Source organism: Hongsoonwoonella zoysiae (assembly GCF_013266695.1).
Classification (GTDB): domain Bacteria; phylum Pseudomonadota; class Alphaproteobacteria; order Rhizobiales; family Stappiaceae; genus Hongsoonwoonella; species Hongsoonwoonella zoysiae.
Window position 1 is genome coordinate 2,157,628 of sequence record NZ_JABRXF010000001.1, and the last position, 13,403, is coordinate 2,171,030.

Below are 13,403 nucleotides of genomic sequence, written 5' to 3' on the forward strand. Positions count from 1 at the left end.
TTGTTACGGAAAATTCACCATCACAAGATTGTCGTTGGCAATGCCTGCCGCTATATTCCGACCCGCCTTAAAGGTAGCCGGAGTTGGATATGACGGTGGATATTGAAGCCGACTATCGTCCCACAGAGGGCGAACCGTTCATGAATGATCGGCAGCGCGAGTATTTTCGCAGGAAACTACTGTCCTGGAAGGAAGATATCTTGAGGGAAAGCCGCGAAACGCTGGCGAATCTTCAGGAAGAAAACCAGAACCACCCCGATTTCGCAGATCGCGCGTCTTCCGAAACCGATCGCTCGATCGAGCTCAGGGCCCGCGACCGCCAGCGCAAGCTTATCGCCAAAATCGACGCCGCACTCGAACGAATTGAAGATGGATCCTACGGTTATTGCGAAGAGACCGGCGAACCCATTTCGGTAAAGCGGCTCGATGCGCGCCCGATCGCGACGCTTTCCCTGGAAGCACAGGAAGCCCACGAACGGCGTGAAAAGGTCTATCGGGACGACTGAACTCAGCTGATCCAACGGATACGGCTGAGCGCGGGCACCGGTTTGCCCGCGCTTTTTTATTCATAATCGGCGCAGGGTGCGAGTTGCCTGATGCGGGGAGCATATAAGTTCGAAACAGGTGGTCATCGGCGGATTCAGAAGGGCGGCTAGGTCACGCCTGGATGTCGGGAGCGTAATTTCGATTCTCTCCGCCGTGCAGAGTAAATGGATTGTTAATTTAAATATAACCTCCTTCATTTTCTTCAATTCACGTTCAGTAAGTAATTTATGATAGCTTGATTGGGTAAAACGAATAAAAGATACCGGTCACTAGCGATGGGCGAAGTTTTCATCTTGTCTGATAGACCTTCGGGCGCATCAGTCGCCGCGAAGATGATCGATCAGGTGTACCCCTCCGAAGTACATCCCCTCGCCATGACGTCGGTGGACGATCTGGCCGATGTTCCCGCCGTGATCTTCTCGCTGGGCAACTTTGGCCCCGTCGAAATCCGTCAGGTGCGCGCGCTTTGCGAAGAAGTGGAAATCTGCCGAAAGTCGATCTTCGCGATCCGCTCGCGGTCGGAGCGTGCGCGGGCCATGCAGGCCGAAGCCTTCGGTTTCAAGCGGATCGTCTTTCTGGACGACGGCTCGCCGGCTGTGCAGGACGCGGTTTCGGCGATCTTCGAGGAAGACTACAAAGCGGCGCTTGAGAAGGCGGCGCCGCTCGCGGGTGACACATTCTTCGCATGCAGCAAGGCGCTTTTGGCAATCGGTTCCGAGCTCAGGCAACTCAAACCGGTACGAATTTCGCGCGCTTTGCCGGGCGCGGGCAAGGTATCGCATGCGGTCAGCATCGAAGGGGTTGGTCAGATGGTCAAGGCGGCCAGCCTGCACCACGACCCGACGTGCCGGCACTCCATTGCGGTTGCCGGTTATGCCGCCGCGCTTGGTCAGGCGCTGGACCTTGCCGAGGAAGACCTCCGGCTTCTGGCGATGACCGGCCTCCTGCACGATATCGGCAAGATGCTGATCCCCGTGAGCCTTCAGGAGAAGGCAGGCCGCCTTGATCATGGCGAGGTCGCAAGGATAAGGGAACACCCCGAACTTGGAGCGAAGATCCTGCGAATGCAGGGCGGCGTGGAGCCGGTTGTCGTTCAGGCAGTCCGTTCCCATCACGAATATCTGGACGGTTCCGGCTATCCATTCGGCCTCAAAGGAGAGCGGATATCGCCGCTCAGCCGGATGGTGACCATCGCCGATACCTTCGCCGCGCTGACGGAACGACGCGCCTACAGGCCCGCGAAATCTCCGGCGGAGGCAATCGCGATCATGGCCGGAATGGCGGGCTCCAAGATCGACGCCGGATTGCTTGCCGCTTTTAGGCCCATCGTCCTCGACACGGCATTCGCCAGGCGGCACCCTCTGCCCAAATCGCCTGGCCGCCCGGTCCTGAAGGAGGGTATTCACCCGCTCAGGCCGGAAGAGGGAAACTCCCGCTGGACAGTTGCCTGAAATCCCGCCCGGCTTGAAATCCTAAAAAAAAGAAACCGGCATGGCGTGCCGGGGAGCAAGGCGCCATGCCGGTTTTTTGCCGTTCTGGCTGGGGAGCGATCGAACGGCGGGGGAGATCCGCCGCCGCCGGGCGGGTTCCCGGCGGCGGGCTAAATTTGCGTTGCTCAGAACGGCAGAACGATGTCGAGCACCTGCTGGCCATAACGGGGCTGCTGGAAGTCCGTGATCTGGCCGCGGCCGCCATAACCGATGCGGGCCTCGGCGATCTTGTCGCTCAGGATCGTGTTGTCCGAAGAGATATCTTCCGGCCTGACGACGCCGGCGACGATCAACTCGCGAACCTCGAAGTTCACGCGGATTTCCTGACGCCCTTCGATAACCAGGTTGCCGTTCGGCAGAACCTGGGTGACGACGGCGGCAACCGTGGTGCGCAGGCGTTCCTCCCTGTCCACCGAGCCTGAGCCACGGAAGCGCGACGTGCCTTCGGTGGAGGCCAGATCGCTGGAACTGGATCCCGCCGGCAGGAAAATCGTGTCGATCGCGTTGCCGAGGGCTCCGGTGACGCCCGAGGTGTCGGTGCCCTCACGTTCGCGCTCCGTTTCGTTGTCGAATTCCGCGCGATCGGAAATGGTGACCAGAACGGTCAGAATGTCGCCGACCTTGCTGGCGCGCTGATCCTCGAAGAAGGCGCGGGCGCCGGACCGCCAGAGAGAATTGTTGTTGTAGTGGACCGGAACCGGCGTCGGCAGCGGCATGCGCACGGGGCGGTAGCCAGGCATGGTCGTTGGATCCTGGATCGCGGTGAGAGCGGGCTGTTTGCCGACTTCCGACAGGCGGTCGGCGGCGCCGCAGCCGGCTGCGGTCAGCCCAAGCACGATCACGGCGGCGGTTTTGAGAAATACGGCGGTACGTGACATCAGCGTGCCCCCTCGAGGCTGGCTGTCCTCTGGAAACCGGCGTCGACCACGACGCGACCCCGGGAAACGACGGTGGCGGAAATGGTGCGGCGGGACTGAAGATTGATGATGTCGACGACATCGCCCTTGCCGCCTTGGGCGATTGCCTGACCTTGCGCGGTCAGGGTCATGCCCGGAACTTTGTAGACAAGGGTGACCTTGTCACCCCGCTCAACGAGCACCGGCGGCTGCAGATCGCCCGACAGCAGCGGAGCGGACGCACGAAGCCTGCGTTTCGCGGCAAGACCCACCGCTTCCTCGGGATCGGTGATCATCCGTTCGTTCACACGGTTGCGCGGCAGCTTCACGGCCGTCAGATCTCCCCTGGAGATGACGGCGCCGCGATCGATCCGGGCAGCCGGCGCATAGACCTCGACAAGTTCGACCGCCCTGCCGCGTAGGCGGAAGGTTTCCCTGGCGGTCCCGGTTGAGATCGCGACAACCGCATCGAGCCGGCCCGCCTCTTCGTCCCAGGTAAGGCTTTCGATTGCGAGCGGCTCCACAGCGGCGGGATCGGCCAAGCGGGGGCCGGAGAAGCCGGAAAGGGAAAGCTCGAGAGTGGACGCCTTGAGATGCGGGGCCCGGAGGACGAGTTCCCGGCGGATCTCTTCCTCGATGTGGTGGGCGTCTATGCGTATGGCGTCGCGCCGCACGTGGACCCGGATGAGACCGTCCGCCGCTGCTTGCTCATACCCCGCATCGCGCGCCCGATCCGCCACGACGCTGGCAGGTACGCTGCCGCTGGTGCCGAGATCCGGCGCGCGGAAAAGCGGCGTATCCGCGAAACGGCCCGCATCGGGGTAGAAATCGCCTACGGTGACGATATCGCGCGTAACCACCACTTCGGAGCGAAGCGGGGCGTCGGCCAATGCACCGGTAAACCCAAGTGCACTGGAAACTGCGAAAGCGGCGAGGCGTATCAGCATGATCACGCCCCCTTTAGCGCAGCTGCGAAACGGTGGAGGACATTTCGTCCGCCGCCTGGATAATGCGGGAGTTCATCTCGTATGCGCGCTGCGCCGCGATCAGGTCGGAGATTTCCGTCACCGCTTCCACGTTCGAAGCTTCCAGGTGCTTGTGCTGAAGGTCGCCGAAGCCCGGGTCGCGCGGATTGCCGACGATCGCCGCGCCGCTCGATGCCGTTTCGAGGAAAAGGTTGTCGCCGATCGCCTCGAGGCCTGACTTGTTGATGAAACGGGCAAGCTGGATCTGGCCGATCTGCTGAATGTCTCCGTTGGCATCCGCGACCTGGACCACACCCTCCGCGTTGACCGTGATGTCGCGGCTGTCCTCGGGCAGGACGATGCCCGGCTGGACGGGATAACCGTCGACCGTCGTGAGCTGGCCGTTCGCATCGCGTTCGAAGGAACCGTCGCGCGTGTAGGCGGTGTCGCCGCTCGGGAGCTGGATCTGGAAGAAGCCTTCTCCGCGAATGGCGACATCGGTGTCCTTGCCGGTTTGGGCAATCGGGCCTTGCGTCAAGATGCGTGCCGTCGCGGCTGTCTTCACGCCGGAGCCGATCTGGACGCCCGTCGGCACAATGGTGCCCGTATCCGAAGTGGCGGTGCCGACGCGGCGCTGGTTCTGGTAAAGCAGGTCCTGGAAATCGGCGCGCTGGCGCTTGAAACCCGTTGTCCGGAGGTTGGCCACGTTGTTCGAAATGACTTCAACGTTAAGTTCCTGCGCCCTCATTCCGGTGGCGGCGATGTGCAAGGCTTTCATGACTTTTCAAACTCCTTTCGTGCGGCTCAGGCGCGGATGGTGCCGAGTTCCTCGATCGCTTTTCGCGAGAGGTCGTTGCCGTCGGAAATCATCTTCGAAACGGCCTGATAGCTGCGGGTGATCTCGATCATGCGAGTGATTTCGACGACGCCTTGAACGTTGGAACGCTCGATCGTGCCTTGCGTCAAACGCGGGTTGAGAACGGGCTCCGCATCCTCGCCTTCGAAGAGGTTCTCTCCGATGCGGTCGAGGTCTTCAGGATCCTCGAAGCGAACGAGGCGAAGCTTGCCTTTCTCGCCAAGATCCGTTGAGACCGTGCCGTCTTCGGCGATGGAAATCGTGCCATCTTCAGGTGCGAATTGCAGCGGGCCGCCATCGCCGAGCACGGGCTTGCCGTCCGCGGTGACAAGTTGGCCGGTGTTGTCGAGATGGAAGGCGCCGTTTCGGGTATAGGCCTCGCCGTCTTCCGTCTCGACCACGAAGAAACCCTCGCCGCTGATCGCGATATCCAGCGGATTGCCCGTCTGCGTGAAGGCGCCCTGGCTCTGGTCGTAGATCGACTTGTAGTCGACGACATAGGAAAGGGTCTTGTCCTGCCCCTGGAAGTCGGAAGCTTCCGCGACAGGCATCAAATATTCCTCGAACAGAATCGATTGGCTCTTGTAGCCTGTGGTGTTGATATTGGCGATGTTGTTGGCGACGACGTCGAGTTGGTTACGAAGGGTCGTCTGCCGAGACAGGCCAATAAGAAGTGCGTTCTCCATAATTAACTGTTCCTTGTGCTCCCCAGCGAGCGCCCGGTCTCCCCAGACAAGCGCTCGTTAACCATGAAGCACGTGCCGTGCCATTTTTTAAGCTATTGAAAACATTTAATTAAATGGCGAACCGACACCCTTGGCAGGCAGATATCTCCGCGCAGGCCGTGCCGGGCGGCAAAAATTACCCACTTTGTGAGAATGGTTAATGGCTTGGTAACCACTCGTTAACCATTGCGACCATAGATTTGTGCCTGCGGAGGGCTCAATCAGTCAGCGGGGGTTGGATGACTGCGGAAGCGGATGCGGTCGAGCCCGGCCAGGAACGGGAAGGTTCCACGCCGGCTCGCGGCAAGAGGAAAAGGATCGCCATGATCGGCGGCGGTGCCGCCGTCCTGCTGGCGGTTGCCGGAACGGCCATTTATTTCCTTCCCGACAGCGCGATATTCAGCGGCACCGGAGGGGTGGGGGACGACGCGGCGATCCAGAAGCCAGTCGTCTTCTACGATCTTCCGGAAATGACGGTGAACCTGTCGACCGACGGTCGCGCCACCTATTTGAAGGTGCGCATCGCGCTCGAGGTTTCGGATCGCGCCACCATCGACCGGATCGAACCGTTCCTTCCCCGCGTTCTCGACGCCTTTCAGATCTATCTGCGCGAACTGCGTCCGACGGACCTGGAGGGGTCTTCCGGTTTGTTCCGACTCAAGGAAGAATTGCTTCGCCGGATCAATACCGCCGTCTATCCGGCGCGGGTCGAAGCCGTTCTCTTCAAGGAAATCCTGATTCAGTAGGTGCGCTATGGCGGATGAAGAAGAACTCGACAACCTCGACGAGGCGTGGGGCGAGGCGCTTGCCGAACAGCGCGGCGATGAAGAGGAAGATGTCGACCTCGCCGCTGCCTGGGGCGCGGCGCTGGAGGAGCAGGGCGTTGCCGCCGCTGACGATATCGCTTCCCAATGGGCGGCGATGATCGACGACAGCGAACCGGAGCTTGAAAGCGCATCGCGCGGCGCCGACCGGATCCTTAACCAGGAAGAGATCGACAATCTCCTCGGCTTCAACCTCGAGGATACGCTGCCGGACGACCAGAGCGGCATTCGCGCGCTGATCAACTCGGCAATGGTCACCTACGAGCGCCTGCCGATGCTGGAGATCGTGTTCGACCGCCTCGTGCGGCTGACCACGACTTCGCTGCGCAATTTCACCTCCGACAACGTGGAAGTGTCGCTCGACAATATTTCCTCGGTGCGTTTCGGCGACTATTTGAACTCCATCCCGCTGCCGGCGATCCTCGGCGTCACCAAGGCGGAGGAATGGGACGGCTTCGGCCTGGTGACCGTCGAATCGAGCCTCATTTATTCGATTATCGACGTGCTTCTGGGCGGCGGGCGCGGAACGTCGGCCGTCCGTGTCGAAGGCAGGCCCTATACGACGATCGAGATCAACCTTGTCCGGCGCATGCTCGAACTGATCATGGTCGACATGGAGCAGGCCTTCTCGCCGCTTTCCCCGGTGCATTTCAATCTGGAGCGGCTTGAGACCAACCCGAGGTTTGCCGCGATTTCCCGGCCGGCAAACGCGGCGATCATGGTCGAGCTTCGCATCGACATGGAAGATCGCGGCGGCAAGATCGAGATCATGCTGCCCTATGCCACGCTGGAGCCGATCCGCGATCTGCTGCTCCAAATGTTCATGGGCGAGAAGTTCGGCCGCGACCCGATCTGGGAGGGCCATCTGGCCACGGAGATCTACTCCGCCGAGGTGGATGTGGACGCTGTTCTTTATGAAACCCAACTGCCACTCGGGCGGGTTCTCGGCCTCAACGTCGGTGAGACACTGGTCTTCGATGTCGGTCCGCAAGACAACGTCGCCATCAAATGCGGCGGTATTCACCTGACCGACGGCACGCTCGGCAAGGTGGACGATGCAATATCAATTCGCGTCAACCGCGGCTTGCGAAAGCCCAAGATGACGCTCGCCGCATTCGAGCGCGCGATGCAAAAGGAAATGGAAACGTCATGAGCGACCTGCCGATCGGAATCCTAATCGAATCTCTGGTTGCCGGGCTCTTGCTGGTGACCATCGGTTATTGCTGGACGCTGAACCGCCGTCTCAAGCGTTTGCGCGCCGACGAGGAGTCGCTGCGCGCGACGATATCGGAACTGATTACGGCCTCGGAAATCGCCGAACGGGCGATCGTCGGGCTGAAGACGACGGCGGGCGATACCGACAGGACCCTCGGTAACCGCCTGAACCAGGCCGACCGCCTCTCAAGGCAACTGGCCGAGCAGATCGAGGCAGGAGGCATCGTGCTGGAGCGGATCAGCCAGATCGCATCGGCTGCCAGCAAGCCGGCCGGCGACCCTGTTCCGGCACCTGCTGAAGTGCCCGCCGTAGCGCCGCGTTCCGCGTCGACCGTCTCCGTCAGGAACCTGCGCGATGCTGCAAGCGAAGCGGCGGCGCGTCTTGAGCAATTCCGAAAGCGTAATGGGGAAAAAGCGGCGTGAAGCTGAGACTGATACCGGCGCTCGTAACTTCGGCGGTGGCTCTTCTGGGGCTGAAAATCATCGGCCTTACGGTGGATGGCGCCTATGTCCTCTCACCGGTGCAAACGGCCGTGGCGCAGCAGACGAATGCGAGCGAAACCGCTACCGGACAGAAAACGGCGAAAGCGGAGGGTGCGGGAACGGGCCAGCCGGCGCAACCTTCCATTTCCGAAAATACGCCGCAAGGCGAGGATGCGGTCCTGCCGCCCGCATTCGACGTCTTCGACGAAAATGGCCGTCAGCCGCTTGAGATTGGCGGGTCTCCCGCGGAACGCAGGGTTCTTGAAAGCTTGAGCGATCGAAGACGCGACCTCGACAGCCGGGAGCGGAAGTTCGAACTTCGCGAGCAGCTTCTCAAGGCGACCGAAGACCGGATCAATGAAAAGATCAAGTCTCTCGAGGAAGCGGAAACCCGGATCAAGGGGCTTGAGGATCAAAAGAAGAAGAAGCAGGAAGAGAAGCTGAAGGACGTCGTCCTGATGTATGAATCCATGCGCGCCAAGGACGCCGCCCGCATCTTCAGTCGTCTCGACATGAATATCCTCGTTCGCGTCGCCAGCCAGATGAAGCCCCGGAAAATGGCCGACGTCATGGCCGAAATGGAAGCCGATGCGGCCGAGAGGCTCACGATCGCCCTGGCAAGCGGCGCGCTTCGCCGCGAGGAACCGAAGATGGCGGACGCGAAACCGGAGCTTCCCAAGATTCAGGGAAATTGACGGAAAAGATTTTCACTGTGCCGGCCCCCGTAAGGCGGCGTTAAGCCCGCCGGTATAAATTCGTGTCGTCAATTGCGTTGCGACAGGCCGAGGATTGATAACGAGATGCGAAGCGGAGCCAGATCGGGCTTTCCGAGGGTGATTGCGCTGGCCGCGAAGTTCGTGCTCGCGTTGGCGCTTGGCTTACTGAACGTATCGCTTGCCGGCGCGGCTCCGCTCAAGGCCGAATTGACGGCGACGGCGGAAGAGGAGGGCTATGGCCGCCTCGTCCTGGCCTTTCCCGAACGCAGCCTTCTTCCGCAATATGACGCGCTTGTCGCCAACAACGTCCTGCGCGTTACGTTTCACGAACCGATCGATGTCGATGTTGGGGATGTCCCGGCAAAGCTTGGGAATTTCGTATCCATCGCCCGCCAGGATCCGGACGGCATGGCGGTTCGCTTCGCGCTCACGCGGGAGTTCCGCATCAACACGATGGAAGCGGGCGAAAAGCTTTTTATCGACCTGCTTCCAAGCGGTTGGGACGGACCTCCGCCGCGCCTTCCAGACAGTGTGATCGAGGAACTGGCGAAACGCGCGGAGAAAGCCTTGAAAAAGGCGAGGGCCCTGGAGCAGGCGCGCTTGCGCGGCCAGACCGAACCCATGGTCGACCTGCGTATCGGTTCGCATCCCACGTTCACCAGGCTGTCCTTTCAGTGGAATCTTGCATTCGATTCCGCCTTCATTCGCGAAAATGACATCGTCAGGGTAACCTTCAACCACGATGCGAAGCTCGATCTTTCGGATCTGAGGGCCCATCTGCCGCGTGGCATCGTCGATGCGACCTCCTTCAGCGATGACGGAAAGCTCAAGTTTCTATTGCGCCTTGCCAAGGGCGTGAACGTTCGCGCTTTTCGCGAGGACAATGCCTATGTCGTCGATGTGACGCCGGAACGCGAAGACGGCGATCCGATCAACCAATCGATCGATGCCGAACTTTCCCCGCCCGTATCGGCGGGTGCCCGCGATGTCGTCGAAACGCAAGGCTCGCCCGCAAATCCGGACGACGGGAAGAAAACCGCCGCCGGCCCGGTGCCTGCCGCCCTCCTGCAGGCGAAATCCGCCGGCGCCCAGGCGGACGCGACTTCCACAAACACGGAAGATGCTGGCGGCGCTGCGGCCGATGACGGGAAAACGGCGAAGGCGCCGTCGAAGGAACAGCGATCGACCATATCCGGCAATGTCGAGGAACCGGGCGATGAAGGGCAAGGCGCTGTCGGCGAGGCGGTTCCATCGGCAATCGATCTGGCGGCACTCAAGAGCGCCAGTGGCGCCGACGCTCTGAAGGAGGTCAATCCGGAAAGCCTGCCGGAAGATTACGGGGAGGACGCCCGCCGCTTCGTCGGCGCGGAGGCGCGCCGGATAGGCAATACCGTGCGGGTTGTATTTCCGTTCTCCAGGCCGGTGTCTTCGGCGGTTTTCCGCCGCTACCAGAGCGTCTGGCTCGTTTTCGACACCAACGATCCCGTCGATGTTAGGGGAATGCGCTCGGTGCTCGGCGACACCGCCGAAGCGGTTGAAATCGAGGAATTTGAAGATTGGCAGAGCGTGCGCATCGATCTTGCGAAAAACGCGCTCGCAACCGTGGCTGCCGAAGGTGACAACTGGGTGTTGACGCTTGGAGAGACGATTGTAGAGCCTTCGCGGCCCTTGCAAATCAAGCGGAATGTACGAAGCGATGGCGGGACGATCCTCCACGTGCCGATGAAAGAACCGCAGCATGTCCGCCGGCTGAAGGATCCGTTTGTAGGAGACGAGATCATCGCCGTTACCGCCTTCGGCCCGTCACGCGGGCTGATCAAGCCGCAGGCCTTCGTGGAACTGGACGCGCTGATGTCGGCACACGGCGTGGCCCTGCGCAAGAAGGCGGAATACCTGAAAGTCGAAACGGATGGCGACGTCGTGCGGATCGAAGGGCCTCGCGGCCTGTATCTCTCCAATGAGCACTTGCAGCAGGGCACCCGCGTTCTCGAGACGATCATCGACCCGGACCAGCCCGGCCAGATCAATCTGGGCGCGCTCATGACGGCGAGCACGCCGGATTTTCTGACGCGTGCGAAAAACCTCCAATTCAAGATCGCAGCGACGCCCGAAGGCGAAAGACGCGGCCCGAGAATGGATCTCGCGCGGTTTTACCTTGCCCATGGCCTCGCACAAGAAGCCCTTGCCATGATGCATCTGGCCGCCGAGGACGATCCGGCGATCGAGCGTGACGCGAGCTTCAACCTCATGCTCGGCGCCGCGCAGATGCTGGCCGGCCGCCCGAAGGTTGCCGAAAAACATCTGAGCCGCCCGGCACTCAGAAACAGTCCTGACGCCGCCGTTTGGCAGACGATCGCAAGCGCGTCCCTTTCGAAGTGGAATGAGGCAAGGCTCGCATTCCCGAGGGGAAGCGCCGTGATTGGCAATTATCCGATCTCTATCGAGAACGAATTCAATCTTTCTGCCGCGGAAACTTTGGTCGAAGCCAACGACTTCGGCGAAGCCTCTCAGGTTCTTTCTGAGGTTGACCCCAGTGTTGTCTCACCCGCACAAGCCGCCCGTTATGATCTTCTGCGAGGGCGGATCGCCGATGCCTCGGGCAGGTCTCGCGAAGCCCTGACGTCCTTCGACCTGGTACGGCGTTCGATAGACCGACCGCATGCGGCCGAGGCAGTGTACCGTTCTGTGCGCATCCGCTACAGGGATGGCGAGATCAACACCACCGAGGCGATCGAACAGCTCGCCGCTCTCGCGACATCCTGGCGCGGTGACGAGACGGAGTTGAAGACGCTGCGTCTGCTGTCCAAACTCTATGTAAAACAGGGCAATTATCGTGCGGCATTCGAGAATATGAAGGCTGCTGTCCTTGCCGATCCGGATTCTCCGACCACGCGCCTTCTCCAGGAAGACATGAATGCCGTCTTCGCATCGCTCTTTCTGGATGGCAGGGCAGACGAGATGGACGCGATAGAAGCGCTTGCCCTGTTTTATGACTTCCGCGAGTTGACCCCCGTCGGCCATCGCGGCGATGAAATGGTGCGCCATCTCGCCAGCCGGCTGATTTCCGTTGATCTGCTGGATCAGGCGGCGGAACTCCTGCAACACCAGGTCGACAACCGCCTCAAGGGCGCGGCACGCGCTCAAATCGCGGCCGACCTTGGGGTGGTCTACCTGATGAACGGAAAACCGGCCGAAAGCTTGCGCGTTCTCAACCGGACCCGGCAGGCGCAGCTTCCCCGCACCCTCAAGCGCCAACGCAACATCGTGGAAGCCCGGGCCCTGACGGAAAGCGGCCGTCCCGACCTCGCGCTCGAGATCGTACGCAACATGCGCGGCGAGGATGTGGAGCGGCTGCGGGCCGATACATTCTGGGCGGCGGGCCGTTGGCGCGACGCCGGTGAACAGCTTGAGGAAATGAGCGGCAGTCGATGGGGCGACAACGTGCCGCTCAGCGAGCGTGAACGGTCCGATGTTTTGCGTGCCGCCGTCGCCTACTCGCTTGCCGAAGATCAGTTTTCCCTCGACCGGCTGCGCACGAAATTCGCTCCCAAGATGGCGGACAGCCCGCAGGGAGCGGCGTTCGAGGTGGCAACCCGCCCGATCAACAGCCGTGGTGTGGAATTCCTCTCCGTTGCTGACAGTCTGGATCAGGTGGATTCGCTCGATATTTTCCTGTCGGAGTATCAACGCAAATACCTGCGGCCCTCCAACGGCAATCTTGTCGCCAGATCGGGAAAGAAGCGCAACGCCACGGACGGCGACGCGGCAAGCATCGGGCCGGCGGCGGATGCCGGCAGCTCCGCCGCACCGCAAGGCTGATACCCTGCTGTGTGTTGCGGGCAGTTATTTTCCCGCCTGACAGAGCTTGAAATGCGAGGCGAGGGCTAAGGCTTCAGAGTTTGCGCCCAATTACGGCGAGCCGCTCCCGCCGCCTAGTCTGGGCATACGTTGCCCTTCAATCGGCCAAGCCTTGCTTTCTCTAACCGCCGGCAAAGCTTCGCACCAGGCTGCCGGCGACCATGTTCCAGCCGTCCACAAGCACGAAGAATATCAGCTTGAACGGGAGGGAGATCACGATCGGCGGCAGCATCATCATGCCCATCGACATGAGGACCGACGCGATTACGAGATCGATAATCAAAAACGGCAGGTATAGAAGGAAGCCAATTTCGAAAGCGCGCCGCAGCTCGCTTATCATGAAGGCCGGGACAAGCACGCGCAGGCTGATATCCTGAGGCGTTTCCGGCGTCTCCTGACCGGATAGCTCAAGGAAAAGCCCGACGTCCTTCTCTCTCACATTTGCACGCATGAATGTGTGAAAGGGTATTGCTGCGCGCTCGAACGCCTGGTCGAGCTCGATCGTGCCTTCGACAAGGGGCTGGATGGCATCGTCATAGGCCGTCTGAAACGTAGGCGCCATGATGAAGGCGGTGAGAAACAGCGCCAGGCTCGTCATGACCGCATTGGGAGGCGCCGTCTGAAGCCCGATGGCCGAGCGCAGAAGCGAAAGTACGACGACGATACGCGTGAAACTCGTCACCATCACGATGATCGACGGCGCAAGGCTCAGGATAGTGAGCAGGGCAACGAGCTGGACCGCCCGTTCCGTTAGCGTTGTTCCTTCGCCAAAATCGACCGAAAGTCCCTGAGCATAGGATGGTGACGCAGCGAGCGCCATCAACGCAAC

General features: G+C 61.0%; 12 protein-coding genes. 7 read left to right on the plus strand and 5 right to left on the minus strand.

Annotated elements, in window-relative coordinates:
- Positions 1-89 precede the first annotated feature (89 nt).
- Both dksA and HPQ64_RS09970 read left to right on the plus strand, forming a co-directional pair.
- Positions 90-506 carry an RNA polymerase-binding protein DksA gene (gene dksA / locus HPQ64_RS09965; RefSeq protein ID WP_172888186.1) on the plus strand — a complete coding sequence of 139 codons (417 nt, stop codon included), beginning with the start codon at positions 90-92 and terminating at the stop codon, positions 504-506.
- Between the two features lie 333 nt (positions 507-839).
- Positions 840-1,997 carry an HD-GYP domain-containing protein gene (locus HPQ64_RS09970; RefSeq protein ID WP_172888187.1) on the plus strand — a complete coding sequence of 386 codons (1,158 nt, stop codon included), beginning with the start codon at positions 840-842 and terminating at the stop codon, positions 1,995-1,997.
- A gap of 164 nt (positions 1,998-2,161) precedes the next feature.
- Here the strand turns inward: HPQ64_RS09970 and flgH are convergent, their stop codons facing one another.
- From flgH to flgF, 4 genes are read right to left on the minus strand one after another with little or no spacing between them, the layout of a single operon-like run.
- Positions 2,162-2,914 carry a flagellar basal body L-ring protein FlgH gene (gene flgH, locus HPQ64_RS09975; RefSeq protein WP_172888188.1) on the minus strand — a complete coding sequence of 251 codons (753 nt, stop codon included), beginning with the start codon at positions 2,912-2,914 and terminating at the stop codon, positions 2,162-2,164.
- A complete protein-coding gene (flgA, locus tag HPQ64_RS09980; RefSeq protein ID WP_172888189.1) occupies positions 2,914-3,879 on the minus strand; it encodes a flagellar basal body P-ring formation chaperone FlgA in 966 nt (321 codons plus the stop codon). Before flgA ends, flgH begins: the two co-directional genes overlap by 1 nt.
- Positions 3,880-3,892: 13 nt before the next feature.
- Positions 3,893-4,675, minus strand: coding sequence for a flagellar basal-body rod protein FlgG (gene flgG, locus HPQ64_RS09985; protein ID WP_172888190.1), 783 nt, complete (start codon positions 4,673-4,675; stop codon positions 3,893-3,895).
- A gap of 26 nt (positions 4,676-4,701) precedes the next feature.
- The gene (flgF, locus tag HPQ64_RS09990; RefSeq protein WP_172888191.1) at positions 4,702-5,439 is read right to left on the minus strand and encodes a flagellar basal-body rod protein FlgF; all 738 of its coding nucleotides are present in this window, start codon (positions 5,437-5,439) and stop codon (positions 4,702-4,704) included.
- 278 nt (positions 5,440-5,717) lie between these two features.
- Between flgF and HPQ64_RS09995 the strand changes: the two genes are divergently transcribed.
- The 5 genes from HPQ64_RS09995 (at position 5,718) to HPQ64_RS10015 (ending at position 12,535) form a co-directional block, all read left to right on the plus strand.
- A complete protein-coding gene (locus HPQ64_RS09995; protein WP_172888192.1) occupies positions 5,718-6,224 on the plus strand; it encodes a flagellar basal body-associated FliL family protein in 507 nt (168 codons plus the stop codon).
- 7 nt (positions 6,225-6,231) lie between these two features.
- Positions 6,232-7,455: a flagellar motor switch protein FliM gene (gene fliM / locus HPQ64_RS10000; protein ID WP_172888193.1), complete on the plus strand. Its 1,224-nt coding sequence runs from the start codon at positions 6,232-6,234 to the stop codon at positions 7,453-7,455.
- Positions 7,452-7,940, plus strand: a complete 489-nt coding sequence (locus HPQ64_RS10005) for a DUF6468 domain-containing protein (protein WP_172888194.1) — start codon at positions 7,452-7,454, stop codon at positions 7,938-7,940. The genes fliM and HPQ64_RS10005 overlap by 4 nt, the downstream gene beginning before the upstream one ends.
- Complete coding sequence (locus HPQ64_RS10010; protein WP_172888195.1) at positions 7,937-8,695, plus strand: MotE family protein; 759 nt, start codon at positions 7,937-7,939, stop codon at positions 8,693-8,695. Before HPQ64_RS10005 ends, HPQ64_RS10010 begins: the two co-directional genes overlap by 4 nt.
- A 105-nt stretch (positions 8,696-8,800) precedes the next feature.
- Positions 8,801-12,535, plus strand: coding sequence for a tetratricopeptide repeat protein (locus HPQ64_RS10015; RefSeq protein WP_172888196.1), 3,735 nt, complete (start codon positions 8,801-8,803; stop codon positions 12,533-12,535).
- 160 nt (positions 12,536-12,695) lie between these two features.
- On the opposite strand, the gene fliP is transcribed toward HPQ64_RS10015, so the two are convergent.
- On the minus strand, positions 12,696-13,394 hold the full coding sequence (fliP, locus tag HPQ64_RS10020) for a flagellar type III secretion system pore protein FliP (protein ID WP_246270649.1): 699 nt from the start codon (positions 13,392-13,394) through the stop codon (positions 12,696-12,698).
- Between the last annotated feature and the right edge of the window lie 9 nt (positions 13,395-13,403).

Excerpts from the sequence above, each read along its gene's own strand:
- HPQ64_RS10005 (WP_172888194.1), top strand. The coding sequence starts at position 7,452 with ATGAGCGACCTGCCGATCGGAATCCTAATCGAATCTCTGGTTGCCGGG.
- flgG (WP_172888190.1), bottom strand. The coding sequence starts at position 4,675 with ATGAAAGCCTTGCACATCGCCGCCACCGGAATGAGGGCGCAGGAACTT.
- HPQ64_RS10015 (WP_172888196.1), top strand. The coding sequence starts at position 8,801 with ATGCGAAGCGGAGCCAGATCGGGCTTTCCGAGGGTGATTGCGCTGGCC.
- fliM (WP_172888193.1), top strand. The coding sequence starts at position 6,232 with ATGGCGGATGAAGAAGAACTCGACAACCTCGACGAGGCGTGGGGCGAG.
- flgF (WP_172888191.1), bottom strand. The coding sequence starts at position 5,439 with ATGGAGAACGCACTTCTTATTGGCCTGTCTCGGCAGACGACCCTTCGT.
- flgH (WP_172888188.1), bottom strand. The coding sequence starts at position 2,914 with ATGTCACGTACCGCCGTATTTCTCAAAACCGCCGCCGTGATCGTGCTT.
- flgA (WP_172888189.1), bottom strand. The coding sequence starts at position 3,879 with ATGCTGATACGCCTCGCCGCTTTCGCAGTTTCCAGTGCACTTGGGTTT.
- fliP (WP_246270649.1), bottom strand. The coding sequence starts at position 13,394 with ATGGCGCTCGCTGCGTCACCATCCTATGCTCAGGGACTTTCGGTCGAT.
- HPQ64_RS09995 (WP_172888192.1), top strand. The coding sequence starts at position 5,718 with ATGACTGCGGAAGCGGATGCGGTCGAGCCCGGCCAGGAACGGGAAGGT.
- dksA (WP_172888186.1), top strand. The coding sequence starts at position 90 with ATGACGGTGGATATTGAAGCCGACTATCGTCCCACAGAGGGCGAACCG.